The 23,375-nt window shown below is 72.3% G+C and carries 22 protein-coding genes; 14 read left to right on the plus strand and 8 right to left on the minus strand.

Annotated features, from left to right (window positions below):
* Positions 1-123: 123 nt before the first annotated feature.
* Together scy and mce are read right to left on the minus strand one after the other, a co-directional pair.
* Positions 124-4,107, minus strand: coding sequence for a polarized growth protein Scy (gene scy / locus ACFZP7_RS24005; RefSeq protein ID WP_385635626.1), 3,984 nt, complete (start codon positions 4,105-4,107; stop codon positions 124-126).
* A 233-nt stretch (positions 4,108-4,340) separates the two neighbouring features.
* Positions 4,341-4,781: a methylmalonyl-CoA epimerase gene (mce, locus tag ACFZP7_RS24010; protein WP_019326830.1), complete on the minus strand. Its 441-nt coding sequence runs from the start codon at positions 4,779-4,781 to the stop codon at positions 4,341-4,343.
* A 149-nt stretch (positions 4,782-4,930) separates the two neighbouring features.
* Here mce and ACFZP7_RS24015 point away from each other — a divergent pair, with 149 nt between their 5' ends.
* The 3 genes from ACFZP7_RS24015 to ACFZP7_RS24025 all read left to right on the plus strand — a co-directional run bounded on the left by ACFZP7_RS24015 (position 4,931) and on the right by ACFZP7_RS24025 (position 8,799).
* A complete protein-coding gene (locus ACFZP7_RS24015; protein ID WP_385635628.1) occupies positions 4,931-6,154 on the plus strand; it encodes an acetyl-CoA C-acetyltransferase in 1,224 nt (407 codons plus the stop codon).
* A gap of 49 nt (positions 6,155-6,203) precedes the next feature.
* Positions 6,204-7,160 carry a methylmalonyl Co-A mutase-associated GTPase MeaB gene (gene meaB / locus ACFZP7_RS24020; protein ID WP_019326827.1) on the plus strand — a complete coding sequence of 319 codons (957 nt, stop codon included), beginning with the start codon at positions 6,204-6,206 and terminating at the stop codon, positions 7,158-7,160.
* Between the two features lie 319 nt (positions 7,161-7,479).
* Positions 7,480-8,799 carry an MFS transporter gene (locus tag ACFZP7_RS24025; RefSeq protein WP_385635630.1) on the plus strand — a complete coding sequence of 440 codons (1,320 nt, stop codon included), beginning with the start codon at positions 7,480-7,482 and terminating at the stop codon, positions 8,797-8,799.
* Here ACFZP7_RS24025 and ACFZP7_RS24030 read toward each other — a convergent pair.
* Positions 8,708-9,475, minus strand: a complete 768-nt coding sequence (locus ACFZP7_RS24030) for a PepSY domain-containing protein (protein WP_385635633.1) — start codon at positions 9,473-9,475, stop codon at positions 8,708-8,710. The two genes, ACFZP7_RS24025 and ACFZP7_RS24030, sit on opposite strands and share 92 nt — an antisense overlap.
* 133 nt (positions 9,476-9,608) lie before the next feature.
* Between ACFZP7_RS24030 and ACFZP7_RS24035 the strand changes: the two genes are divergently transcribed.
* Positions 9,609-10,277, plus strand: a complete 669-nt coding sequence (locus tag ACFZP7_RS24035; RefSeq protein WP_019326824.1) for a response regulator transcription factor — start codon at positions 9,609-9,611, stop codon at positions 10,275-10,277.
* Positions 10,274-11,701, plus strand: a complete 1,428-nt coding sequence (locus ACFZP7_RS24040; protein WP_031016319.1) for a cell wall metabolism sensor histidine kinase WalK — start codon at positions 10,274-10,276, stop codon at positions 11,699-11,701. The genes ACFZP7_RS24035 and ACFZP7_RS24040 overlap by 4 nt, the downstream gene beginning before the upstream one ends.
* Positions 11,702-11,720: 19 nt before the next feature.
* On the opposite strand, the gene ACFZP7_RS24045 is transcribed toward ACFZP7_RS24040, so the two are convergent.
* From ACFZP7_RS24045 to ACFZP7_RS24060, 4 genes are all read right to left on the minus strand, one after another.
* A complete protein-coding gene (locus tag ACFZP7_RS24045) occupies positions 11,721-12,197 on the minus strand; it encodes a MarR family winged helix-turn-helix transcriptional regulator (protein ID WP_210902097.1) in 477 nt (158 codons plus the stop codon).
* 101 nt (positions 12,198-12,298) lie between these two features.
* Entirely contained in the window at positions 12,299-13,075 is a 777-nt protein-coding gene (locus ACFZP7_RS24050) for an AIM24 family protein (RefSeq protein ID WP_030970603.1), read from the minus strand.
* Entirely contained in the window at positions 13,072-13,722 is a 651-nt protein-coding gene (locus ACFZP7_RS24055) for an AIM24 family protein (RefSeq protein ID WP_385635636.1), read from the minus strand. Before ACFZP7_RS24055 ends, ACFZP7_RS24050 begins: the two co-directional genes overlap by 4 nt.
* A gap of 2 nt (positions 13,723-13,724) precedes the next feature.
* A complete protein-coding gene (locus ACFZP7_RS24060; RefSeq protein WP_030970605.1) occupies positions 13,725-14,357 on the minus strand; it encodes an AIM24 family protein in 633 nt (210 codons plus the stop codon).
* 177 nt (positions 14,358-14,534) lie between these two features.
* On the opposite strand from ACFZP7_RS24060, the gene ACFZP7_RS24065 reads away from it, so the two are divergent.
* The 5 genes from ACFZP7_RS24065 to ACFZP7_RS24085 all read left to right on the plus strand — a co-directional run bounded on the left by ACFZP7_RS24065 (position 14,535) and on the right by ACFZP7_RS24085 (position 17,948).
* Complete coding sequence (locus ACFZP7_RS24065) at positions 14,535-14,879, plus strand: DUF3817 domain-containing protein (protein ID WP_109202746.1); 345 nt, start codon at positions 14,535-14,537, stop codon at positions 14,877-14,879.
* On the plus strand, positions 14,876-15,169 hold the full coding sequence (locus ACFZP7_RS24070; RefSeq protein ID WP_019326817.1) for an MTH1187 family thiamine-binding protein: 294 nt from the start codon (positions 14,876-14,878) through the stop codon (positions 15,167-15,169). The genes ACFZP7_RS24065 and ACFZP7_RS24070 overlap by 4 nt, the downstream gene beginning before the upstream one ends.
* Before the next feature lie 77 nt (positions 15,170-15,246).
* Positions 15,247-15,756 (plus strand): MarR family winged helix-turn-helix transcriptional regulator, encoded by a 510-nt coding sequence (locus ACFZP7_RS24075; RefSeq protein WP_019326816.1) that lies wholly within the window; start codon positions 15,247-15,249, stop codon positions 15,754-15,756.
* A 56-nt stretch (positions 15,757-15,812) separates the two neighbouring features.
* Positions 15,813-16,154, plus strand: coding sequence for a DUF3817 domain-containing protein (locus ACFZP7_RS24080; protein ID WP_030970606.1), 342 nt, complete (start codon positions 15,813-15,815; stop codon positions 16,152-16,154).
* Between the two features lie 93 nt (positions 16,155-16,247).
* Positions 16,248-17,948 carry a methylmalonyl-CoA mutase gene (locus ACFZP7_RS24085; RefSeq protein WP_030970608.1) on the plus strand — a complete coding sequence of 567 codons (1,701 nt, stop codon included), beginning with the start codon at positions 16,248-16,250 and terminating at the stop codon, positions 17,946-17,948.
* 127 nt (positions 17,949-18,075) lie between these two features.
* Here the strand turns inward: ACFZP7_RS24085 and ACFZP7_RS24090 are convergent, their stop codons facing one another.
* Complete coding sequence (locus ACFZP7_RS24090) at positions 18,076-18,711, minus strand: TetR/AcrR family transcriptional regulator (protein ID WP_030970610.1); 636 nt, start codon at positions 18,709-18,711, stop codon at positions 18,076-18,078.
* A gap of 248 nt (positions 18,712-18,959) precedes the next feature.
* Between ACFZP7_RS24090 and ACFZP7_RS24095 the strand changes: the two genes are divergently transcribed.
* From ACFZP7_RS24095 to ACFZP7_RS24110, 4 genes are all read left to right on the plus strand, one after another.
* Positions 18,960-19,937, plus strand: a complete 978-nt coding sequence (locus ACFZP7_RS24095) for a tetratricopeptide repeat protein (protein WP_385635638.1) — start codon at positions 18,960-18,962, stop codon at positions 19,935-19,937.
* 654 nt (positions 19,938-20,591) lie between these two features.
* On the plus strand, positions 20,592-21,224 hold the full coding sequence (locus tag ACFZP7_RS24100; protein WP_019326811.1) for a DUF6230 family protein: 633 nt from the start codon (positions 20,592-20,594) through the stop codon (positions 21,222-21,224).
* A 117-nt stretch (positions 21,225-21,341) separates the two neighbouring features.
* A complete protein-coding gene (locus tag ACFZP7_RS24105; RefSeq protein WP_019326810.1) occupies positions 21,342-21,932 on the plus strand; it encodes a DUF6114 domain-containing protein in 591 nt (196 codons plus the stop codon).
* The gene (locus ACFZP7_RS24110) at positions 21,922-23,364 is read left to right on the plus strand and encodes a hypothetical protein (protein ID WP_385635642.1); all 1,443 of its coding nucleotides are present in this window, start codon (positions 21,922-21,924) and stop codon (positions 23,362-23,364) included. Before ACFZP7_RS24105 ends, ACFZP7_RS24110 begins: the two co-directional genes overlap by 11 nt.
* The last annotated feature ends 11 nt before the right edge of the window (positions 23,365-23,375 follow it).

Consider the following 23,375-nt stretch of genomic DNA (forward strand, 5'->3'; position numbering starts at 1 on the left):
TGATACGGAGAATGACACCTCTTTTGGGTGGCTGACACGCGGACGGCTTGCCAAAGTTCTGGTCAAGGGTCTGTCCGGACATACGCCAAAGATCTCCAGCAAACACCGAAACCGCCCTGGACGCTAGCCGTCTGACGACTTGCCACCCGAACGTGGAGCACCCACGGTGGCGGAGGCCTTGACCCCGTTGTCCTTGCCGCCGCCCGCGGGCGCCTCGAAGGACTCCAGAGCCTCCAGCACGTCCTGCACCCGCGAGATCTCCGCGTTGATGTCCTCGCGGCGCCGCACCAGGACCTCCAGCTCGCGCTTGCCCTCCTCGACCGTCTCGCGGGCCTCGCGGACGGCCTCGGCCTTCAGCTCCTCGGCCTCCCGGACCAGCTTGGCCTTCTTCTGCTCGGCCTCCTTGAGCAGCCCCTCGGCCTTCTTGACGGCGGCGATGCGCACCTTGCCGGCCTCGGAGTTGGCCTCCGACACCAGCTCCTTGGCCTTCGCCTCCGCCTTGGCCAGCTGCTCCTCGGCGGCCTTGATGAGCGCGTCGCAGCGGTCGCCGGCCGACTTCATCGTCTCGGCGGCCTCGCGGCGGGCGCGTTCGTGCAGCTCCTCGATCTCGGTGGTGAGGCGTTCGCGCAGCTCCTCCGCGCGCTCCCTTATGGCGGTCGCGTCCCGGCGGGCGCCGACCAGCAGCTCGTCGGCGTCCGTACGGGCCTTCTCCACCCGGGTGTTGCCCTCGACCGTCGCCTCCGCCACGATCCGCTCGGCCTCCGCGCGGGCGGCACCGACCATCGTGTCGGCCTGCGACTCGGCGTCCGCGGTGGCCTTCTGGGCCTGCTGCTGGGCCTCGGCGAGCAGCTTGTCGGCCTCGGCGGTGGTCTCGGTGATCAGCGTGTCGACCTGCTCGGCCGCCTCCGAACGGCGCTTGTTGGCGTCCTTGCGGGCCTCGTCGAGGGTGCGCTCGGCCTCCTCGCGGGCGGCCGCGGTCACCCGCTCGGCCTCCTGAGCCGCCTGGGTGCGGACCCGCTCCGCCTCGGTGCGCAGCCGCTCGGCGTGCTGCTGCGCGGAGCCGACCGTCTCGGCGGCCTCGGCGCGCAGCCGCTCGGCCTCCCCGGTGGCGTCCGAGAGCAGCTGCTCGGCCTGGGCGCTCGCCTCGGCCCGCACCCGGTCGGCCTCCGCCTCCGACTCCGACCGCAGGCGCTCCGCCTCGTTCGCCGCCTCGGTGCGGACGCGCTCCGCCTCCGCGACCGTCTCCGTGCGGATGCGGTCGGTCTCCGCGAGGGTCTCCGTGCGGATGCGGTCCGTCTCCGCGGCCGTCTCGGTGGTGAGCCGCTCCGCCTCGGAACGCGCCTCGGTGATCAGCGTGTCCGCCTGCGTCGCCGCGTCGGACCGGATGCGGTTGGCGTCCTCGCGGGCGTCGGCCCGGGTGCGCGCCGCGGACTGCTCGGCCTCCGCGATGGCGTCGGACGCCTCCGTGCGCACCCGCTGGGCGTGCTCGGCGACGTCCGCGCGGATGCGCTCGGCCTCCGTGATCGCCTCGGACACCGTCCGCTCGGCCAGCGCCTTGGCGGCCTCCGTCTCCTCCCGTGCCTCGTGCCGCAGGCGCCCGGCGTCCTCGCTCGCCCGCTCCCGCTCCGCGTAGGCGTCGGCGCGGACCCGGTCCGCCTCCTCCTCGGCCTCGCGCCGGGTGCGCTCGGCCGCGTGCTCGGCGGCGCTGCGCAGCCCGGTGATCTCCTCCTGGGCCTGCTCGTGCAGTCCGGCGACCGACTCCCGTACCTGCGTCGCGTGCTGCTCGGCGGCCGACACCATCTCGGTGGCGCGCCGGTCGGCCTCCTCGACCAGCCGGGTCGCCTCGGCCTGCGCCTCGTCCACCCGCTTGCGCGCCGAGGCCAGCAGCTCCTCGCTCTGCTCGCGGGCCCGCTCGCGCTCCTGGTCGGCCTCCTGCCGGGCGTCCCGGAGCAGTTCCTCGGCCTCGCGGCGGCGCCGGGCGGCCTCCTCCTGGGCGGCGGCCAGCGTCTCGGACGCCTCGGCGGCGATGCGCTCGGCGGCGCTCTGCGCCTCGGCCCGCACCCGGTCGGCGCTCTCCTGCGCCTCCGACTTCAGCCGCTCCGCCTCGGCCGCCGCCTCCGACCGCAGGCGTACGGCGACGGCCTCGCCCTCCGCGCGGGAGGCGGAGGCGTCCGCGGCGGCCTCGGTGCGCAGCCGCTCGGCCTCCGTCTCGGCCTGCTGCTGGAGCGTACGGATGCGCTCGGCGGCCTCGGTGCGCAGCCGCTCGCTCTCCTCGGCGGCCTCGCGGCGGATCCGCTCGCCCTCCTCGCGGGCCTCGGTCAGCGCCTGTTCGGCGGCGGCCCGGCGCTCCTCGGCCTCCGTCTGGAGCCGGGACAGCTCCTCGGCGGCCTCCTCGCGGCGGGCCTCGACGGCACGCTCGGTCTCCTCGCGCAGCTCGCGGGCGGCGCGCTCGGCCTCCGCCTGCAGCTCCTCGGCCCGCTCGGCGGCCTCCGCACGGTGCCGCTCGGCCTCCGCGCGGGTGCGCTCCAGGGTCTCCTCGGCCTGTCGGCGCAGGGTCGTCGCCCGCTCGATGGCCTCGGCACGGACCTTCTCGCCGTCCGCCGTCGCGGTCTGCCGCAGCTCGTCGGCGTCCGCCTTCGCCTTGGCGAGCAGCTCCTCGGCGGTCTTCGCCGCCTCCTCGATCTGCGCCACGGCCTCCTTGCGGGCCTCGGCGCGGATCTTCTCGCCCTCTTCGACCGCGTCGGCCCGCAGCTGCTCGGCCTCGCCGCGCAGCCGGCGCGCCTCCTCCTGCAGCTCGACCGTCTTGGCGCGGTACTCCTTGGTGTCGTCCTTCGCCGCGCCCTTGAGCTGCTCGGCGATGTCGTGCGCCTCGCCGCGCAGCCGGTCCGCCTCGGCCTCGGCCTCGGAGCGGATGCGCTCGGCCTCCTCGGCGGCGGCCTTCGTGGTGCGCTTGGCGTCCTCGGACGCCTTGTTCAGCACGTCCTCGGCGGTCTTGGCCGCCTTGGACAGCTGGGTCGCCGACTCCTCGGCGGTGAGCGTGCGGGCCTTCTCGACGGCCTCGGCGACGATCTTCTCGGCCTCGGCGCGGGCGTCCGCGACCAGCTGCTCGGCCTCGGACTTCGTCGTCTCGGCGTCCTTGGTGGCCTCGCTGACCAGCCGGGCGACCTGCTCCTTGGCGGTGCGGGTGCGCTGCTCGTTGGTCTGCTCGGCGCTCGCGAGGGCCTTGGCCGCGGCCTCCTTGGCCTCGGCGACGACCTTCTCGGCCTCGGCCTGCGCCTTGCGCAGCGCCTCCTCGGCCTCGGTCATCCGCTGCTCGGCGGTCCGGCTCAGCTCCTGGGCCCGGCGCCGCGCCTCCTCCGACTCGGTCGCCGTGGAGCTGCGCAGCTGCTCGGCGTGGTCGGTGGCCTCCTGGGCCTGGGTGGAGGCGGCGTTCAGCAGCCGCTCGGCGTCGGCGCGGGCGCGGCGCAGCAGCTGCTCGGCCTCCGCGCGGGCGCTCTCGGCCTCGCTCCGCAGCCGCTGGCGGGCCTCGGTGGTCAGCCGCTCGGCCTCCGCGCGGGCCGCGGCCATCGCCTGCTCGGCCTCGGCGCGGGACTCGTCGAGCAGCCGGCGGGCCTGCTGCTCGGTGCGGGCGCGCAGCTGCTCCGCCCACGCCACGTTCTCGTTGACGTGCGACTCGACGGTCTGCCGGCGCTCGGCCAGCTCCTGGTCGAGCTGCTGGCGCCGGGTCACCGCCTCCTGGTGCAGCTCCGCCTGGAGCCGGGCCGCCTGCTCGGCGTGCTCCTGGAGGATGCGCTGCGTCTGCGCGCGGGCCTGGCTCAGCTCCCGCTCGGCGTCCGCGCGCAGCTGGTCGGCCTGGGTCTGCGCGTTGCGCAGCAACTGCTCGGCCTGGTACCCGATGTCGCCGCCGTCGAAGGCGGGCCGGGACATGATGGTGCGCCGCGCCTCGTGCAGCTTGGCGCGCAGCACCTCGACCTGGTAGCCGAGGTCCTCGGCGTGCTGGATCGCCTTTTCCCGCTCGGTCTTCAGCCGCTTCATCTCGGCCTCGAACCGAGAGAGGTGGTCGACGTCAGCCGCCGGCTCTCGCTCCTGGCTCTCGTAGCCCCGCACTGCGCGGTCCCATCCGTCCCCTGGTCGCAAAACTTCCGAACGAGCTCCGTCCGTCCGCCGGACGGTGCCCCCGGGGAATGGTGTCAGATCAACGGCGGAGCAAGCGCTTCTGCCCCGGCGTTCGCCCCCCGAAACACGGACCCCGGCAGTCCCGCCACCACAGACGGCAGGACCGGGTCACCCCGGACTGAGCGGCGACCGCACCCAACCCTACCGGCCCATATGTACGAGGGTCAGTGCTCAGGTGACTCAACAGCCGCCGAAGTGACGAGTTCTGTCAGTACGCCATGGCAGTCCTTGGGGTGCAGGAAGGTGATCCGCGACCCCATGGAACCGCGCCGGGGCTCGTCGTACAGCACGCGTACGCCCTTGCCCCGGACGTCCGCGGCGTCGGCGTCCACGTCCGCCGTGCCGAAGGCGATGTGGTGGACGCCCTCGCCGTTCTTGGCGAGCCACTTCGCGACCGTGGAGTCCTCGCGGGTCGGCTCCAGCAGCTGGAGGTACGAGGCGCCGCCGTCCGACGTATCGTTGATCTTGAGCATGGCCTCGCGCACCCCCTGCTCCTCGTTGACCTCGGTGTGGAACACCTCGAAGCCGTAGGTGGCACGGTAGAACTCGACGGTCGTGTCGAGGTCGTGGCAGGCGATTCCGATGTGGTCGATTCGCGTCAGCATGGATTCAGTGCAGCGCCCCGGAGGTGGTTACGCAACGTGCGCGCGATCACACCGACCGCCGGGTGACGGGCGGCATACCGCTCAGTACATTCGAGTAAACCCTCGTTCACTCCTCGGCCTGTGCGGGCCGGAAAAGGGGATCGCAGCTCATGTCTTCTGGAAACTCCGCAAGCTCTGGGAAGAACGGCACGACCTCCGTCATCGTCGCGGGTGCCCGCACCCCGATGGGTCGGCTCCTCGGCTCGCTCAAGTCCTTCTCCGGCGCCGACCTCGGCGGCTTCGCCATCAAGGCCGCCCTCGACCGGGCCGGGATCGGCGGCGACCAGGTCCAGTACGTGATCATGGGGCAGGTGCTCCAGGCCGGTGCCGGGCAGATCCCGGCCCGCCAGGCCGCCGTGAAGGCCGGCATCCCCATGAGCGTCCCGGCGCTCACGATCAACAAGGTCTGCCTCTCCGGCCTCGACGCCATCGCGCTGGCCGACCAGCTGATTCGCGCCGGTGAATTCGACGTGGTCGTCGCCGGCGGCCAGGAGTCCATGACCAACGCCCCGCACCTGCTGCCGAAGTCCCGCGAGGGCTACAAGTACGGCGCCGTCCAGATGCTCGACGCCATGGCGCACGACGGTCTGACCGACTCCTTCGAGGGCATCGCCATGGGCGAGTCCACCGAGAAGCACAACACCCGCCTCGGCATCGAGCGCGCCGCCCAGGACGAGATCGCCGCGCTCTCCCACCAGCGCGCCGCCGCGGCCCAGAAGAACGGCGTCTTCGAGGCCGAGATCACCCCGGTGGAGATCCCGCAGCGCAAGGGCGAGCCGGTGGTCTTCAGCCAGGACGAGGGCATCCGGGGCGACACCACCGCCGAGTCGCTGGGCAAGCTGCGCCCGGCGTTCTCCAAGGACGGCACGATCACCGCGGGCTCCTCCTCGCAGATCTCCGACGGCGCGGCGGCCGTGGTCGTGATGAGCAAGGCCAAGGCCGAGGAGCTGGGCCTGGAGTGGCTCGCGGAGATCGGCGCGCACGGCAATGTCGCCGGGCCGGACAACTCTTTGCAGTCGCAGCCGTCCCGCGCGATCCAGCACGCTCTGAAGAAGGAGGGGCTGGAGGTCTCGGACCTCGATCTGATCGAGATCAACGAGGCGTTCGCGGCGGTCGCCGTGCAGTCAATGAAGGACCTCGGCGTCTCCACCGAAAAGGTGAACGTCAACGGTGGCGCCATCGCCCTCGGCCACCCCATCGGCATGTCCGGCGCCCGCCTGGTGCTGCACCTGGCGCTGGAGCTGAAGCGGCGCGGCGGCGGCGTCGGCGCGGCGGCGCTGTGCGGCGGCGGCGGTCAGGGTGACGCGCTGGTCGTGCGGGTACCGAAGGCCTGACCCGGATCGCCGGGTCGCGACTTACATCCGAACGCTGAACGGAGCTGTGATGCAGGACGTCTCCTCGCTGGTGGCCCAGGCCAGGGAAGGCCGGCCGCGGGCCGTGGCCCGGCTGATCTCGCTGGTGGAGGGGGCGTCCCCGCAGCTCAGGGAGGTCATGGCGGCCCTCGCGCCGCTCACGGGGAGCGCGTACGTCGTCGGTCTGACCGGCTCCCCGGGCGTCGGCAAGTCGACCTCCACCTCGGCACTGGTGACGGCGTACCGCAAGCAGGGCAAGCGGGTCGGCGTCCTGGCCGTCGACCCGTCCTCCCCCTTCTCCGGGGGCGCCCTGCTCGGTGACCGGGTCCGGATGTCGGAGCACGCCTCCGACCCGGGCGTCTACATCCGCTCGATGGCGACCCGAGGCCACCTCGGCGGCCTCGCCTGGGCGGCCCCGCAGGCGATCCGCGTCCTCGACGCGGCCGGCTGCGACGTGGTCCTCGTGGAGACGGTCGGCGTGGGCCAGTCGGAGGTCGAGATCGCCTCCCAGGCCGACACCTCCGTGGTCCTCCTCGCCCCGGGGATGGGGGACGGCATCCAGGCGGCCAAGGCCGGAATCCTGGAGATCGGGGACGTCTACGTCGTCAACAAGGCCGACCGCGACGGCGCCGACGCGACCGCCCGCGAGCTGAACCACATGCTGGGCCTGGGCGAGGCCCGCGGGCCCGGCGACTGGCGCCCGCCGATCGTCAAGACGGTGGCCGCGCGCGGCGAGGGCGTCGACGAGGTCGTGGAGGCGCTGGAGAAGCACCGCGCGTGGATGGAGGAGCGCGGCGTGCTGGCGGAGCGCCGCCGGGCCCGCGCCGCCCGCGAGGTCGAGACCATCGCCGTCACCACCCTGCGCGAACGCATCGGCGACCTCCACGGCGACCGCCGCCTCGGCGCCCTCGCGGAGCGCATCGTCACGGGCGAGCTGGACCCGTACCGGGCGGCGGACGAGCTGGTCACCGGCCTGACCAACGGCTGACACCGGCCCCGGCACCCGGCACACCGACGCCCGGCGCCCCTCCGCCACGGCCATGGCGACCGATGCCCGGACGGGGAAGTGCGGCGTCGGGCCGGTCGCCGGGGGCGGGGGGAGTGGTGCCCGTGCTCCGGAGGACCCCGGTCGCGTTCGTGTGCGCGGTGGCCGGGGATGAAAAAAGGGCGTGCGGTCGTCAGGACGCGCTGCTACGTTGACGCGCATGTTCCTCCTCTTGGCCTAGGGCCCGCCCCGCACGCGACCGCCGCATCCGGCCGTCGCGCGCTTCGGCGTCCCCCTGTCGCCTCCCTCCGAGGAACCTCGCGTGTCCACGCTCTCTCCGCGGCCTTCGTACGCCGCCGTGCTCCGTGTCCCCCATGCCCGCCGTACGTTCGCGGCCGCCCTCGTCGGCAGGCTGTCCTACGGCACGGTCTCCCTCGCCCTGATGCTGTCCCTGACCCGGTCCACCGGGTCGTACGCCGTGGCCGGCACGGTCATGGCCGTCTTCGGCGCCACCGGCGTCCTCGTCTCCCCGTACCGCGCGGCACTCGTCGACCGGCACGGCCTGCGCCGGGCCCTGATCCCCATGGCCCTGTCGTACGGCGGTCTGCTCTGTGTGCTGGCGGAACTCTGCCGGCGCCCCGGGGTGCCCGCGGCCTTGCTCGCCGTGGCCGCCGCGCTCGCGGGGGCCTGCACGCCGCCGCTCGGTTCCACGATGCGCGCGGTGTGGGCCGAGATGCTTCCCGACCGGCAGCTGTTGCTGCGCGCCTACAGCCTCGACGGCGTCGCCGAGGAGCTGCTCTTCGTCTCCGGCCCGCTCCTGGTCGGCGCTGTCGTGACCGTCGCCCCGCCGGCCGTCGGCGTCGTGCTCAGCGCGTTCCTGGTGGTGACGGGCACCCTCGCCTTCGTCTCCTCACCGGCGGCGGCCCTCCTGGGGCCGGCGGGGCCGGAGAAGAGCGACGGCCCCGCACCCGGAGGGGACGGCACCGGGCAGGGCCGGGCCCTGCTGCAACCCGTCGTCGTCGCCGCGTGCGTCGGTGTCTCGGTGAGCGCCGTCGACCTCCTCGTCGTCGCCTACGCGGGGGAGCGCGGCCTCGGGGACGGCGCCGTCGCCTGGGTGCTCGCGGCGCTGTCAGTGGGCAGTGCGGTCGGCGGTCTCGTCAACGGCGCCGTCGCCTGGAGCTCGCCGACCCGCGCCCGGCTGCCGTTCTTCGCGGCGGGTCTCGGCCTCTGCCTCGCCGCCGCGGGTCTGGCGCCCGGCCTCGGCACGCTGATCCTGGCCGTCACGTGCGCGGGCCTGTTCGTGGCCCCGGCGCTGACCACGGCCTATCTGGTCGCCGACGAGAGCGCGGCCCCCGGTTTCCGGGTCCGCGCGGGCACCTGGTGCAACACCGCCGTGAACGCCGGGCTCTCCGCCGGTGCCGGAGCCGTGGGCCTGCTGGTCGAACGGCTGCCGCTGCCGGTGTGCTTCGCGGTGTCCGGCGCGGTCGCCGTGGCGGCGGCGCTGGTGCCGGGGCGCCGCCGCGACCGGTCCGCCGGGCGGCCGGGGCCGGTCAGTCGTCGTCCGAGCCGGAGTCGTCCGAGTCGTCGGAGTGGTCGGAGCCCGCGTCGTCGGAGCCCGAGTGGTGCGAGCGGTCGGCCGTGACCTTGCCCGTCCTCAGGTCGACGCGCCAGTCCTGCTCGCCCTTGCCGGAGGAGAGGGTCTCGACCTCCCAGGCGGCCTTGCCGTCGCCGTAGTACCCGTCCTCGTCCAGCTCCACGGAGGTCACGACCCCGCGGCCGGCGGCGGCCTTCGCGGCCTCGGCGGCGTCCACGGAGGCGCCCTTCAGCGCGGCCCGCACCTCGTCGGTGTCGTCCTCGTCGTCGGTCTCCGAGCCGAGGACCTTGCCGGTGCCCGGATCGATCCGGACGCTGTGCCAGGTGCCGTCGCCGGCGAGGACGTCGACCTCCCAGACGGCGCGCTCACGGTCGCCGTCGTCGTCGCCGTCCTCGTCGTCCAGTTCGGCGGAGACGGCGGTACCCGGAGCCTCGCGCAGCGCGGCGGCGACGGCCTCGGCCGCCGTCACCTTCGCGGACGACGCGCGGGCGGCGTCGTCGCGGTCGTCGCCCCCGTCGTCACCCCGGTCGTCGTCGCGGGAGTCGTCCCGGTCGTCCGCGTCGTCCCCCGCACGGTCGTCCGCGTCGTCGCCGCCCGAGGCCCGGACGTCCGACTGACGCGTCGTACCCGGGTCGTCGTCACCCGTGGTCGCCAGCGCCGTCGCCGTACCGCCCCCGATCAGTGCGGCGGCCGTGACGGCGGCGATCACGATGTTGCGCTTCATTCGGATTCCTCCCGAGTCGTCCAGAGATCTGGTGCCGCCGTGATGGCGACGCACTCACTGTCACCGACCGACGCTGAGGCCGAGCTGAAGCCGCCTGAAGGGTTCTTCAGCTTCGTTTTGCGACCCTTGCGGCATGCGCCTGTTGATCGTGGAGGACGAGAAGCGGCTGGCCCTGTCGCTCGCCAAGGGCCTCACCGCCGAGGGCTACGCCGTGGACGTCGTCCACGACGGCCGGGAGGGCCTGCACCGGGCCGGCGAGGGGGTGTACGACCTCGTCATCCTCGACATCATGCTCCCCGGCCTCAACGGCTACCGGGTCTGCGCCGCCCTGCGCGCCGCCGGCCACGACGTGCCGATCCTGATGCTCACCGCCAAGGACGGCGAGTACGACGAGGCCGAGGGCCTGGACACGGGCGCCGACGACTACCTGACGAAACCCTTCTCGTACGTCGTCCTGGTCGCCCGGGTGAAGGCCCTGCTGCGGCGCCGGCCGCAGGGCGCCGGGGCCTCGCCCGTGCACGTCCACGGGGACCTGAGGGTCGACACCGCCGCCCGCCGGGTCTTCCTGGGCGAGCGCGAGGCGACCCTCACCGCGAAGGAGTTCGCCGTCCTCGAACAACTGGTGCTGCGGGCCGGGCAGGTGGTCTCCAAGGCCGAGATCCTGGAGCACGTCTGGGACTTCGCCTACGACGGGGACCCCAACATCGTCGAGGTCTACGTCAGCGCCCTGCGGCGCAAGCTGCGCCCCGGCCTCATCCGCACCGTGCGCGGCGCCGGCTACCGGCTGGAGAGCGGACGATGAGCCGCCTGTTCGGATCGGTCCGGGCCCGGGCCACGCTGGGCGCCACCCTCGTGGTCGCCGTCGCCCTCGTCGCCGCCGGGACCGCCGTCCTGCTGTCCCTGCGCTCCAACCTGCTCGGCGAGGCCGGCACCCAGGCGGAACGCTCCGCACGGGACGTCGCGACCGAACTGGCCGTCGGGACGCGCTACACCGAGCTGAGCCTGGACGTGGACGACCGGCCCGTGCAGATCGTGGACGAGGCGGGCGGGCTCGTCGCCGCCAGCGAGGACCTGGAGCGCATCACCGGCACCGGCGTCGACGCGGTCGAGCCGCGGCCGGCACCCACCGGCACCGGCGACGGCGACTCCGACGACGATGACGACTCCGGCGAGTCGCTCGAGGCCGGCGAGATCGGCGAGCGGACCACCGTCAGCGACGGCACGGCGACGATCGACGGGGACACGGAGGACTACCGCTTCGCCGCCGTGCCCGTGGAGACCCGGGACGGGGAGCAGCTCACCGTCTGGGCCGGCGCCCCGCTCTCCGCCGAGCACGGCGCCGTGAACACCGCGCTGACCGTGATGCTGATCGGCTTCCCGCTGCTGCTCGCGGTCGTCGCCTGGGTGACCTGGCTGGTCACCGGGCGGGCGCTGCGCCCGGTGGAGGGCATCCGCCGGGAGATGGCCGCGATCACCGCCAGCGAGGACCTGGCGCGCCGCGTCCCGGTGCCGGGCACGCACGACGAGGTGGCCCGGCTCGCCTCGACCACCAACGAGACGCTGGCCGCCCTGGAGACCTCGGTGGAGCGGCAGCGGCGCTTCGTCGCCGACGCCTCGCACGAGCTGCGCAGCCCGATCGCCTCGCTGCGCACCCAGCTGGAGGTGGCCGCCGCCCATCCGGAGCTGCTGGACCTGGACGGGGCCGTGGAGGACACGGTCCGGCTGCAGCGGCTCGCCGCCGACCTGCTGCTGCTGGCCAGGCTGGACGCGGGGGAGCGGCCCGCCGACGCCCGCGTCGACCTTGCGGCGCTCGCGCGGGAGGAGGCCGGCGGCCGGACCGGGGTGCGGGTGCGGGCCGAGGACGGGGTGACGGTGGCCGGGTCGCGCGGGCAGCTGGGGCGGGTGCTGGCCAACCTGCTGGACAACGCCCAGCGGCACGCCCGCTCGGCGGTGGAGGTGGCCGTGCGGCGGGACGGCGGCGCGGTCGTGGTGGCGGTGGCCGACGACGGGGAGGGAGTGCCGGCGGCCGACCGGGAGCGGATCTTCGAGCGTTTCGTACGGCTCGACGCCGCCCGCAGCCGCGACGACGGCGGGGCGGGTCTCGGGCTGGCCATCGCCAGGGACGTCGCCGTACGGCACGGCGGCACGCTCACGGTCCACGACGCGCCGGCAGGCGGCGCCCTGTTCGAGCTCCGCCTGCCGGGTGTCCAGGCCGATTCCGTCTAGGACGGTCCCAGGGGTGTGGTCAAGGGCGCCCGCGCTGTCCGCGCAGGTGCTCCGCGATCGGCTTGAGCGCCTTGTCCAGCTCGATCAGGGCCTCGGGCTCCAGCAGGTCGATGAAGTGCCGGCGGACGGACGCCACATGGTGCGGAGCGACCTTCCGCATGGTCTCCAGGCCGTGCTCGGTGAGGACGGCGTAGAGGCCGCGGCGGTCGGACTCGCAGTTCTCCCGTCGGACCAGGTCCGCGTTCTCCATGCGGGTGATCTGGTGGGAGAGGCGGCTCTTGGACTGCATCGTGGCGGTGGCCAGGTCGCTCATCCGCATGCGGTCGCCCTCCGACTCGGAGAGGTTCACCAGGATCTCGTAGTCGTTCATCGTCAGGCCGAACGGCTGCAGGTCCTTCTCGAGCTGGTGCGTCAACAGCCTGTTGACCTCCAGGTGGGTGCGCCAGGCACACTGCTCCGTATCGGTCAGCCAGCGGGTGGCCGTCTCGGTCTCCATGTATGAAGTCTACCTAAAATGTTGAAAGGCGAACTAGTGAGGGGTGATCCGTGACGGTGACGGTGCGCACGCGTTCGACGTCACACTCCGCAGATTACCGCTCACAGCCCGAAGCGGCGCTGGAGGTCTCCCAGCTGTCCGGGAAGCCCCGGTACCCCGGAGCGGCCCCCCGGAGCGCCGGAAGCACCGCCTCCGGGCACCCCCGCCTGCTGCGGGGTGACGCCCGTGGCCTGCTCCGGCATCAGCGCCTCGCTCGACTGCAGCAGCACCGTGCCCGCGCCCACGAACTCGAACTGGTGCTCCTCGCCGGAGGCCCCGCCGAGGCCCGTCATCGCACGTAGACCGCCCAGCAGGCCGGTCATGTACCCGTGATCGTAGTGATGGCACGGGGACGGGCAGTCCGCCCAGCCGACCAGGGCCTGGGGGTCGACCCGGATCGGCGGCTCCATGAACACCACCGGACCGTTCGACGCGGCCACGAACTTTCCGGTTCCGATCAGAGTCAGAAAACCCGGCACGATCGACTGTTTGAGGGCGAGACTTGGCTGAAAAGCGAGCAAGTTGCCCGAGCGAATGGTCAGATTGCCGTCCTCGAGGTCATAGGAATTCACATCGAACGCCCGGTCGGCGAGGAGCATCTTGCCCGAGCCCTCGGCGACGACCCAGTCGCTCGCGTGCAGAGGCGAATGGAACGACGTGCGCACCAGACGGTCCAGCCGCCCGTGCCCGATCCCGTTGAAGTCGATCGTCCCGTAGTAGGCGATCATCTTTCCCTTCTGCAGGAACCACTGGCTCCCCTTCAGCTCCACGCAGAAGGTGTACGGATTGACGTTGTCGTCCGCCGGCAGGGTCGCCGGGTCGTGGTGGACGGTGCTCACAGCTTCTCCTCCGACGCCTGGACGAACACGGTGCCGCTTCCGCTCAGCTCCAGCTGGAACGCCTCGCCGGAGCCGCGTCCCACCATGTCCCGCCAGCCCAGCGCGGTCGACAGCTTGTTGCGCACGTCGCCGTGGTGGGCGACGTAGGCCTGCGGGTCGACGCGCACCGGACGCTGCGGGGTGATCGGGATCTCGAAGACGCCGCCGTGCGCCATCACCGCCACCGAGCCGTGGCCCCGCAGCGTGGTGGTGAACAGCCCCTGTCCGCTGACCTGGCCGCGCACCATGCCCATGACCCCGCCCTGGGAGCCCAGGAACACGGTGTTCTGCTCCAGCGTGCCCTCGAAGGCGAGGAGCCGGTCCGCCTCCACGTACAGCGTGTCGCCGGCGAGGTCGATCACCTGCACGTGGTGGCCGCCGTGCCCGAAGAGCACCGTGCCGCTGCCCTCGACGGTCATCAGCGGGGTGTCCTCGTTCGCCACCCGGCGCCCGATCATCGACATGACGCCGCCCTGGCCGCCCGCCATGTTGGGGGTGAAGGACACCTCCCCCTGGTACGCGAGCATCGCGCCGCGCTGACTGAACAGCCGTTGCCCGGGCGCCACGGCCGCCCGGACCATCTTCGAGTTGATCTCCTGGAAGCCCATGGTCAGACGTCCCCCGCGATCGTGTTCCGCTCGCTCGGCTGCACGTACACCAGCCCGTCGCCCTCGAAGCGGATCTGGAAGGCCTCCCCGCCGCCCTCGCCGAGAAGGGTGCGGAAGGTCACACCCGACTGGAAGGACTGCCGCAGGTTCCCCTGGTGCGCGACGTACGCCCCGGGGTCGACGGTCAGCGGATACTGCGCGCTGACCCGCAGCACCACGGCCGGCCCGTCCGACATGATCGCCACCTGCCCGTGCCCCTCCACGGTCGTGGTGAACAGCCCGTTGCCCTGCGAGGCGCCGCGGGCGCCGGTGAAACTGGTGCCGGTCCGCAGCCCGGCGTCGGCCGCCAGGAAGTTGCTCGACTCGACGTACAGCTTGTCGCCCTGGAGGCCGACGAGGTTGATCTCCGAGGCCCGGTCCGCGAACCAGCAGGTCCCGTGGCCCTTCACCTCCATCACCGTCATCTGCTCGCCGGTGATCCGCCGGGTCACCATGCCCCGGATGCCCTCACCGCCGCCGCTCAGCTTCTTGAAGGCCATCTCCCCGTCGTACGCGACCATCGAGCCGTTCTTCGCCTTCACGGCGTCTCCGGTCATGTCGACGGCGAGTACCTTGCTTCCTTGAAGTCGGAACATCGCCACAAATGTGAAGGTAGCCCGCCGGGCGGCTCCGCCGACAGGGATCCCACCCCCTCGCCCGGGCGCGTCGGGGGTTTGCCACAATGGACGCGCGCTTGTGCGTCCGTTCACAAACCGCCTGCTCGCCGAGCGTGCCCGAGTACCGATCGTTTCCCCTCCCACCGAAGGTGACCCGTGGACCTCAAGACCGCCTCCGCCCTCCGCCGCCTCCGCCTGGTCTCCGGCCCCGAGGCGATCTCCTTCCTGCTGCTGCTGGTGTGCTCCGTGCTCAAGCGGACCACCGACTTCAACGCGGTGCCCGTGATGGGCATGGTCCACGGCGTCCTCTTCGTGCTGTACGTGATCTTCTGGGCGGACGCCTGGAACCGCGCCAAGTGGTCCTTCGGCACCGCCGCCTTCTACTTCGTCATGTCGGTCCTGCCGACCGGCGGCTTCTTCGCCGAGCGCAAGCTGAAGCGCGAGGCCGAGAGCGCGGTCATCGCCTCCCGGGCCCGCCGGGAAGGGGTCGTGGGCGCATGATCGTCGCCTTCTCCGTGACGCCGCTCGGCGTCGGCGAGGACGTGGGGGAGTACGTCGCCGACGCCGTCCGGGTGGTCCGCGAGTCGGGCCTGCCGAACCGCACCGACGCGATGTTCACCTCCGTCGAGGGCGAGTGGGACGAGGTCATGGACGTCGTCCGGCGTGCCGTCGCCGCCGTCGAGGCCCGGGCGCCGCGGGTGTCCCTGGTGCTCAAGGCGGACATCCGCCCCGGCGTGAGCGACGGCCTCACCTCCAAGGTGGAGACCGTGGAGCGGCACCTCGCCCGGTAGCGGTGCGCCGCGGGCGGTGGTATCGAAAGGCGAGACGGGGCTGACCGGGATATGACCGGCCGGTAGGGTCTGATGCCGTGCCGAAGCCCCTCAGTCTCTCCTTCGACCCCATCGCCCGCGCCGACGAACTGTGGAAGCAGCGCTGGGGCGCCGTGCCGTCCATGGCCGCGATCACCTCGATCATGCGGGCGCACCAGATCCTGCTGGCCGAGGTGGACGCGGTGGTCAAGCCGTACGGGCTGACCTTCGCACGCTACGAGGCGCTGGTGCTGCTGACCTTCTCCAAGTCGGGCGAGCTGCCGATGTCCAAGATCGGTGAGCGCCTCATGGTGCACCCCACCTCCGTGACGAACACCGTCGACCGGCTGGTGAGGTCCGGCCTGGTCGACAAGCGCCCCAACCCCAACGACGGCCGCGGCACGCTCGCCACCATCACCGACAAGGGCCGCGAGGTGGTCGAGTCGGCCACCCGCGACCTCATGGCGATGGACTTCGGCCTGAGCGCGTACGACGCCGAGGAGTGCGGCGAGATCTTCGCGATGCTCAGGCCGCTGCGGGTCGCCGCCGGGGACTTCGAGGAAGTCTGAGCGAGTCGCCGGGCCCGCCCGAAGATCGCGCGAAACGGACGGTTACGCTCGTTCCCATGAAAAAGAGCGTGCTGACCCGCTACCGGGTCATGGCGTACGTCACCGGTGTGCTGCTGATCCTGCTCTGCCTCGGCATGATCGCCAAGTACCTGCTGGACATGGACGGCGCGGCCGACTTCACCCGCGTCGTCAGCATCGCGCACGGCTGGCTGTACGTGATCTACCTGGTCTTCGCCTTCGACCTGGGCGCCAAGGCGAAGTGGAAGGTGAGCAAGCAGCTGTGGGTGCTGCTGGCCGGCACCATCCCGACCGCCGCGTTCTTCGTGGAACGCAAGGTCAGCCAGGAACTGGACGCCAAGGTCGCCGCGGCCGAGACGCCCGCCGCCGCCAAGGCGTAGCCGCCTCTTTCCGGGCCCTTCCACCGCCGTGCGGACACCCGTACGGCGGTACCCCATCGACATTTACTTGGACGTCCTAGTAAATTCGAGGGTATGGACGCTGACGCCATAGAGGAGGGCCGCCTTCGCTGGCAGGCCCGGTACGACGCGGCGCGCAAGCGCGACGCGGACTTCACCACGCTCTCCGGCGATCCCGTGGAGCCGGTCTACGGACCCCGGCCGGGGGACGCCTACGAGGGCTTCGAGCGGATCGGCTGGCCGGGGGAGTACCCCTTCACCCGTGGTCTGCATCCGACCGGGTACCGGGGGCGCACGTGGACCATCCGGCAGTTCGCCGGGTTCGGCAACGCCGAGCAGACCAACGAGCGCTACAAGATGATCCTCCGCAACGGCGGTGGCGGGCTCTCGGTCGCCTTCGACATGCCGACGCTGATGGGCCGCGACTCCGACGACCCGCGCTCGCTCGGCGAGGTCGGGCACTGCGGGGTGGCCATCGACTCGGCCGCCGACATGGAGGTCCTGTTCAAGGACATCCCGCTCGGTGACGTCACGACCTCCATGACGATCAGCGGGCCCGCCGTGCCCGTGTTCTGCATGTACCTGGTCGCCGCCGAGCGGCAGGGCGTCGACGCGTCCGTGCTCAACGGCACGCTGCAGACCGACATCTTCAAGGAGTACATCGCGCAGAAGGAGTGGCTCTTCCAGCCCGAGCCGCATCTGCGTCTGATCGGCGACCTGATGGAGTACTGCGCGGCCGGCATCCCCGCGTACAAGCCCCTGTCGGTCTCCGGCTACCACATCCGCGAGGCCGGGGCCACGGCCGCGCAGGAGCTGGCCTACACGCTGGCGGACGGCTTCGGGTACGTGGAGCTGGGGCTCAGCCGCGGACTGGACGTGGACGTCTTCGCGCCCGGGCTGTCCTTCTTCTTCGACGCGCACGTCGACTTCTTCGAGGAGATCGCCAAGTTCCGCGCGGCGCGCCGGATCTGGGCGCGGTGGATGCGGGACGTGTACGGCGCGAAGTCCGACAAGGCGCAGTGGCTGCGCTTCCACACCCAGACCGCGGGTGTCTCGCTGACCGCCCAGCAGCCGTACAACAACGTGGTGCGTACGGCCGTGGAGGCGCTGGCGGCGGTGCTCGGCGGGACCAACTCCCTGCACACCAACGCGCTCGACGAGACACTCGCGCTGCCCAGCGAGCAGGCCGCCGAGATCGCCCTGCGCACCCAGCAGGTGCTGATGGAGGAGACGGGCGTCGCCAACGTCGCCGACCCGCTGGGCGGTTCCTGGTTCGTCGAGCAGCTGACGGACCGGATCGAGGCCGACGCGGAGAAGATCTTCGAGCAGATCAAGGAGCGGGGGCTCAGGGCCCACCCCGACGGGCAGCACCCCATCGGGCCGATGACCTCGGGCATCCTGCGCGGCATCGAGGACGGCTGGTTCACCGGCGAGATCGCCGAGTCCGCCTTCCGGTACCAGCAGGCGCTGGAGAAGGACGAGAAGAAGGTCGTCGGGGTCAACGTCCACACCGGTTCCGTCACCGGGGACCTGGAGATCCTGCGGGTCAGCCACGAGGTGGAGCGCGAGCAGGTGCGGGTGCTGGGCGAGCGCAAGGCCGCCCGCGACGACGCGGCCGTGCGCGCCGCGCTGGACGGAATGCTGGCCGCCGCCCGCTCCGGCGGGAACATGATCGAGCCGATGCTGGACGCGGTGCGCGCGGAGGCGACGCTGGGCGAGATCTGCGGGGTGCTGCGCGACGAGTGGGGCGTGTACACGGAACCGGCGGGGTTCTAGGCGCCGACCGGCCGGGGCGGGCGTCCCCAGGGGGCTCCGCCCGCGCCGACCGGCCGGGGCGGGCGTCCCCAGGGGCTCCGCCCCCTGGACCCCCGGCCTTCGCCGGTCTGCCCGGTCGGCCGGGTGGTCAGGGGGTGGGTGGTTCGGTCGGGGGTGTGGTCAGGCCCCGGAGCAGGACCTGGGTGAAGCTGCGCACCCACGCACCGTCCGCCGCCTCCGCGCTGACCAGGGTGCGGTGCACCACCGCGCCCGCCACCACGTCGAAGATGAGGTCCGCCGTGCGGGCCGCCTCCGCCGCGTCCGGCTCGGGAGGCAGCTCGCCCCTGGCCTGCGCGCGGGCCCGGCCCTCCAGCACCAGCCGCTTCTGCCGCTCCACGATCGACGTGCGGATGCGTTCGCGCAGCGCCTCGTCGCGGGTGGACTCGGCGACCACCGCCATCAGCCCGCTCTTGGCCTCGGGACGGGCCAGGATCGCCGCGAACTGGAGCACCACGCCCTCGATGTCGGCGGCCAGGGAGCCGAGGTCGGGGAGCCGCAGCTCGTCGAAGAGCTCCGCGACCGCGTCGACGACCAGCTCGTTCTTGCCCGACCAGCGGCGGTACAGCGTCGTCTTGGCAACCCCGGCCCGCGTGGCCACGTCCTGAAGGGTGAGCTTCGACCAGCCCAGTTCCACCAGGGCCGCCCGCGTCGCGGCCAGGATCGCGGTGTCCGCCGCGGCGCTGCGCGGGCGCCCGGCACGGCCGGCGGGGGTGCTGCTCTGCATCCCCCGACCTTAACCGGCGAGTAACGAGCGGGCGTCCGTGAGGCAGATCACTGGGGAGGGCTGTCCCGGCGGACCGTCCTGGCATTACGCTACGGGTCGTAGCGAAAGCGCGGGACCGCCCGCGCCCCAGCGACGACCACGGGCGTGGGGTGGGGACCCGGCGCCGGCAGGACTGCCAACAGCACACGAACAGGCGGGCTTTCACCCCGCTTTTCACGCACACGCGCGGTACGGGGGAGGATAGACCCATGCAGCCACGGAACATGTCCATGAGCGGGGTCGTCGACCTCGCCGCGGTGAAGCAGGCCCAGGAGGCCAAGGCGAAGGCGGAGCAGGCGCGCGCCGAGGCGGCCAGGAACGGCGGGACGGGCGCCGTCTCCCCGGCCGACCTCGTCATCGACGTCGACGAGGCCCGCTTCGAGAGCGACGTCCTGCAGCGGTCCACCGAGGTCCCGGTCGTCATCGACTTCTGGGCCGAGTGGTGCGAGCCCTGCAAGCAGCTGAGCCCGGTCCTGGAGCGGCTCGCCGTCGAGTACAACGGGCGCTTCCTCCTCGCCAAGATCGACGTCGACGCCAATCAGATGCTGATGCAGCAGTTCGGCGTCCAGGGCATCCCGGCCGTGTTCGCGGTCGTGGCCGGCCAGGCGCTGCCGCTCTTCCAGGGCGCCGCGAGCGAGACGCAGATCCGCCAGACCCTCGACCAGCTGGTGCAGGTCGCCGAGCAGCGGTTCGGCCTGACCGGCCTCGCCGTCGACCCCGAGGCGGAGCCGGGCGCGGCCCAGGCGGCCGCCCCCGAGCGTCCGGCCGGCCCGCACGACGCGGCGCTCGAGGCCGCCGTGCAGGCTCTGGACGCCGGCGACCTGGGCGGTGCCGTCCAGGCGTACAAGAACGTGCTGGCCGAGGACCCCGCCAACACGGAGGCCAAACTGGGCCTCGCCCAGGCCGAGTTGCTCCAGCGCGTCCAGGACGCCGACCCGCAGCGGGTCCGTCAGGAGGCGGCCGACAAGCCCGGCGACGCCCGGGCGCAGATCGCCGCCGCCGACCTGGACCTGGTGGGCGGTCACGTGGAGGACGCCTTCGGGCGGCTCATCGACACGGTCCGCCTCACGGCCGGGGACGACCGGGACACCGTCCGGCTGCGGCTGCTGGAGCTGTTCGAGGTCGTCGGCGCGGACGACCCGCGGGTGGCCGCGGCTCGCAGGGCGCTGGCCCGCGCCCTGTTCTAGCGGGCGGTTCCGCCGCCCGACACCGATCGGTCGCCGACCGTTCGCCCGGGTGGTGCCCGTGTGAAAGAGCTGTCTCCGGTACGCCACTGCGGCCGCGCTTTGCCAAATCTTGGCAATCGCGGCCGCTGTTACTGGCAGTAAGTCGCAGGCGCCGATCTGTCGGGTTCTGTCCAGCGATCAATAGTTTTGTTCTGCCCGTATGACACACCCAGCGTCGCCGTTCGGGATCCGTGTGTCGTCCCACGGTTATCCGGCCGTTACTAGTGAGTAACGAACCCCCTTGTGTCGACGGCGAGAATGCACCACGATCGGCGACGCTCGGTCCATTCCCGTACCCCGAAAGCCAGTCGGGTCGCGGGGGTTCCTGGGTCCCCACCGAGCAGAGCCGGCACCAGTGGCGCCGGCTCTTGGACAGGGGGGTCTTCGCCCACCCGGTGAAGCCTGTCCAGCAGGGTTGTGCGTGATGCGTGTCAGGCGCGACCAGTGGTTGTCGCTCGGGGGTGATCGCCGGTGATTCGGGCTCGTCTGGTACGTGCCGTCGAGCGCGGGCGCTCTCCTTCCCGAGGACGTAGCACTTCTCCCATCCCTGCCAGGCCGGCCGCCGTTCCGGGGGCGGGCCGAGGCCAGGAGATGTACGTCCGAGAAGGAGGAAATATGGAGTCCCAGGTGCGTGGCGGGACCAGATGGAAGCGGTTCGCTGTGGTGATGGTGCCCAGCGTCGCCGCGACGGCCGCGATAGGCGTCGCGCTGGGGCAGGGTGCCCTGGCCGCGTCGTTCAGCGTGTCCGGACAGTCGTTCAAGGTGACGGCGGACCGGCTCGACGGTACGGGTTTCTCCCAGTACGGGGCCATTGACTCGGGTTACACGCTGAAGGGCGAGAAGACGGCTCACCCCGTCGCCGTCTCGGCGTTCAGGTCCGCGTCCATCAAGGGCATGTGCCAGTCCGTGGTCACCCCGGACATCCCGCTGATCGGTTCGGTCAGCCTCATGCTCAAGGCGGGCGGCGGCAGCACCCCGGTCGAGGCCAAGAACCTGTACATCGACGTCGAGCAGCTCGAGGCCGATGCCACGTTCCGCGGCATCGACATCGGTGTGGCCGCCAAGGACGCCAACAAGGGTCCCGGCATCAAGAAGGGCGACACGGCGAACCCGTACGGGTTCTCGCAGCAGGCCGACTCGGCCACGCTGACCGACGTGAAGCAGACGGCGTGGGCGACCACCGCCGGAACCTTCAAGCTCAGCGGACTGAAGATGTCGCTGTCCAAGGGTGTCAAGGAGTGCTACTAAGCACCCCCTGACGGGCGGGGGAGCCGGTGGCGCCCCCGCCCGTCCACTCTCCGGCCGTGTCCTCGCGCACGGTCCACATCTCCACCACAGCAAAGCCGTACCAGGGAGCTGTTTTCCATGAGCGCCGAGACTCCTGCCGCAGCCGGCCAGTTCACCCGCCGGAGGCTGCAGTTCCGTGCCTGGCGAGGCGCGCGGCCGTTCTGGGCCGGCCTGTTCGTCGCGCTCGGCGGACTCCCCATCGCCTACTTCCCGTACGCGAACCTCCAGATCGGTCACCTGACGCTGGCGATGGCCACCACCGCGGGTGCCGGATCCCTGATCATCGGCGTGCTGCTGGTCGTCCTGGGCGTCAGCCTGTGGTTCCAGAAGCACGTCCGGGTCTTCGCGGGCGTGGCGGCGATCCTGCTGGCGCTGGTGTCCATCCCCGTGTCCAACCTCGGCGGGTTCCTCATCGGCTTCCTGCTCGCGCTGATCGGCGGGGCGATGGCCGTGTCGTGGGCGCCGGGCGAGCCGCCGCAGGCCGAGCCGCCGCTGGAGGGCAAGGGGACGGGCGGCGCGCCCGAGAGCGTGTCTCCCGTGACCGAGGCTCCCGGCACCCCGGTGCCCGAGTCCACGGTGCCGCAGCCGCGGGACGGGGCGGGAGAGCCGAACGATCTGTCAGGAACGAGCCCGGCCAACGGGGCGAACGGGAGGCACAGTGCCGGCTGACGAGGTGACCCGCGGGACTGACGTGGAGTCGTTCCGTGTGAGAACCGGGCCGCGCCACGCGGCACCCAAGAAGCCGTTGTTCACCAGGTTCCACATGCCGGCCGGGAAGGCGATAGCCCTGGCGGCGATGCCCACGGCCGTCCTCATGGGGATGGGGTTCACGCCGACGCTGGCCCTCGCCGACGGCAACGACACGGCGAAGCCCACCTCCAACAGCCTGACCGCGGACGAGTACAAGGACTGCGTGGCGGCCCTGGAGGACGCCGAGAAGGACCCGTCCGCCTCCGCCTCGCCCTCGGCGACCGACGGGGCCGAGGACGGCGAGGACGGCAAGCCGGAACCCGAGACGTCGGCCTCCGGCGAGTCCGGTGAATCCGGCGAGGACTCGGGCAAGGGCGAGGGAGCGGCCGAGGACGCGGGCGGCACCTCTTCGTCGGATTCAGGTTCCGACGACGAGGCCGGCCCGGCCCCCAGCCCCTCCGCCTCCCAGGAGTCGCCGAGCAAGGAGCCGCAGAGCCGGGAGGAGCCCGGTGCGGACGCCGCGGAGCCGACCCCGTCCCCGTCCCCGTCCGAGTCCGAAGGCGGACTGCTGGGCGGCCTCGGCGACGCCATCGAGGGCATCTTCACCGGCGGCGACAAGGCCGAGGAGACCCCGAGCCCCACGCCGACCCCCTCGGCGTCGGCGAGCGCCGGGGAGGACGCGGCCGACCCGGCGAAGGAGGCCGCCGGCACGGCCGAGGACGCCGTGAAGGACACGGCCGACGCGGCGTCGAAGGCGGCCGAGGACGCCGGGGAGCCGGTGGACGAGGCGGCCGGAAAGGCCGAGGAAGCCGCCGAGGGCGCGAAGGACGCGAAGGACGCGAAGGACGCCGAGGAGGACGCCGAGGAGGCGGCCGGAGAGGCCACCGCCTCGCCCAGCCCGTCCCCCAGCGCCTCCGAGAGCGCCGGCACCGATCCCGAGGACTGCCCGGTCGCCACGGACGCGGAGGGCGGCGTCGACAACACGGTGCCGCTGCCCGACGACCCCTGGTACCTCAACGCCAGTTCGCTGCTGCTGAAGGGCGCCTCCTACAAGGGCGTCGTCGAGGTGAAGACGGCCGACGGCACCACCAAGAAGGTGCTGAAGTACGTCATCTCGGGCGGCACCGACATCGGCGACCTGCACCAGACGGTGAAGGACGAGCAGTCCGGCAAGACCTACCACGTGCAGGCGGCCGAGGGCTCGACGTCCACCATCCGCGACGGCGACACGGTGATGTACACCGAGAGCATCTCGGGCAACCTGCTCGGGCTGATCCCGATCACCTTCGACCCGGAGCACCCGCCGCCGCTGGACATCCCGCTCATCTACTTCACCAAGGTGACGGTCGTCCAGGCCGGCCAGTTCGGCGGCACCCTGCACATCCCCGGGCTCCACCAGTACACGACCTGAGCCCGCCCACG

Origin of the sequence: Streptomyces sp. SudanB5_2050 (assembly GCF_964272335.1) — a bacterium.
In the GTDB taxonomy this organism is placed as follows: Bacteria; Actinomycetota; Actinomycetes; order Streptomycetales; family Streptomycetaceae; genus Streptomyces; species Streptomyces rochei.

What these genes read in the sequence shown, in the direction of transcription:
- mce (WP_019326830.1), bottom strand. Translation starts at nt 4,781, where the DNA reads ATGCTGACGCGAATCGACCACATCGGAATCGCCTGCCACGACCTCGAC.
- ACFZP7_RS24015 (WP_385635628.1), top strand. Translation starts at nt 4,931, where the DNA reads ATGTCTTCTGGAAACTCCGCAAGCTCTGGGAAGAACGGCACGACCTCC.
- meaB (WP_019326827.1), top strand. Translation starts at nt 6,204, where the DNA reads ATGCAGGACGTCTCCTCGCTGGTGGCCCAGGCCAGGGAAGGCCGGCCG.
- ACFZP7_RS24030 (WP_385635633.1), bottom strand. Translation starts at nt 9,475, where the DNA reads ATGAAGCGCAACATCGTGATCGCCGCCGTCACGGCCGCCGCACTGATC.
- ACFZP7_RS24035 (WP_019326824.1), top strand. Translation starts at nt 9,609, where the DNA reads ATGCGCCTGTTGATCGTGGAGGACGAGAAGCGGCTGGCCCTGTCGCTC.
- ACFZP7_RS24040 (WP_031016319.1), top strand. Translation starts at nt 10,274, where the DNA reads ATGAGCCGCCTGTTCGGATCGGTCCGGGCCCGGGCCACGCTGGGCGCC.
- ACFZP7_RS24045 (WP_210902097.1), bottom strand. Translation starts at nt 12,197, where the DNA reads ATGGAGACCGAGACGGCCACCCGCTGGCTGACCGATACGGAGCAGTGT.
- ACFZP7_RS24055 (WP_385635636.1), bottom strand. Translation starts at nt 13,722, where the DNA reads ATGGGCTTCCAGGAGATCAACTCGAAGATGGTCCGGGCGGCCGTGGCG.
- ACFZP7_RS24060 (WP_030970605.1), bottom strand. Translation starts at nt 14,357, where the DNA reads ATGTTCCGACTTCAAGGAAGCAAGGTACTCGCCGTCGACATGACCGGA.
- ACFZP7_RS24070 (WP_019326817.1), top strand. Translation starts at nt 14,876, where the DNA reads ATGATCGTCGCCTTCTCCGTGACGCCGCTCGGCGTCGGCGAGGACGTG.
- ACFZP7_RS24080 (WP_030970606.1), top strand. Translation starts at nt 15,813, where the DNA reads ATGAAAAAGAGCGTGCTGACCCGCTACCGGGTCATGGCGTACGTCACC.
- ACFZP7_RS24085 (WP_030970608.1), top strand. Translation starts at nt 16,248, where the DNA reads ATGGACGCTGACGCCATAGAGGAGGGCCGCCTTCGCTGGCAGGCCCGG.
- ACFZP7_RS24090 (WP_030970610.1), bottom strand. Translation starts at nt 18,711, where the DNA reads ATGCAGAGCAGCACCCCCGCCGGCCGTGCCGGGCGCCCGCGCAGCGCC.
- ACFZP7_RS24095 (WP_385635638.1), top strand. Translation starts at nt 18,960, where the DNA reads ATGCAGCCACGGAACATGTCCATGAGCGGGGTCGTCGACCTCGCCGCG.
- ACFZP7_RS24100 (WP_019326811.1), top strand. Translation starts at nt 20,592, where the DNA reads ATGGAGTCCCAGGTGCGTGGCGGGACCAGATGGAAGCGGTTCGCTGTG.
- ACFZP7_RS24105 (WP_019326810.1), top strand. Translation starts at nt 21,342, where the DNA reads ATGAGCGCCGAGACTCCTGCCGCAGCCGGCCAGTTCACCCGCCGGAGG.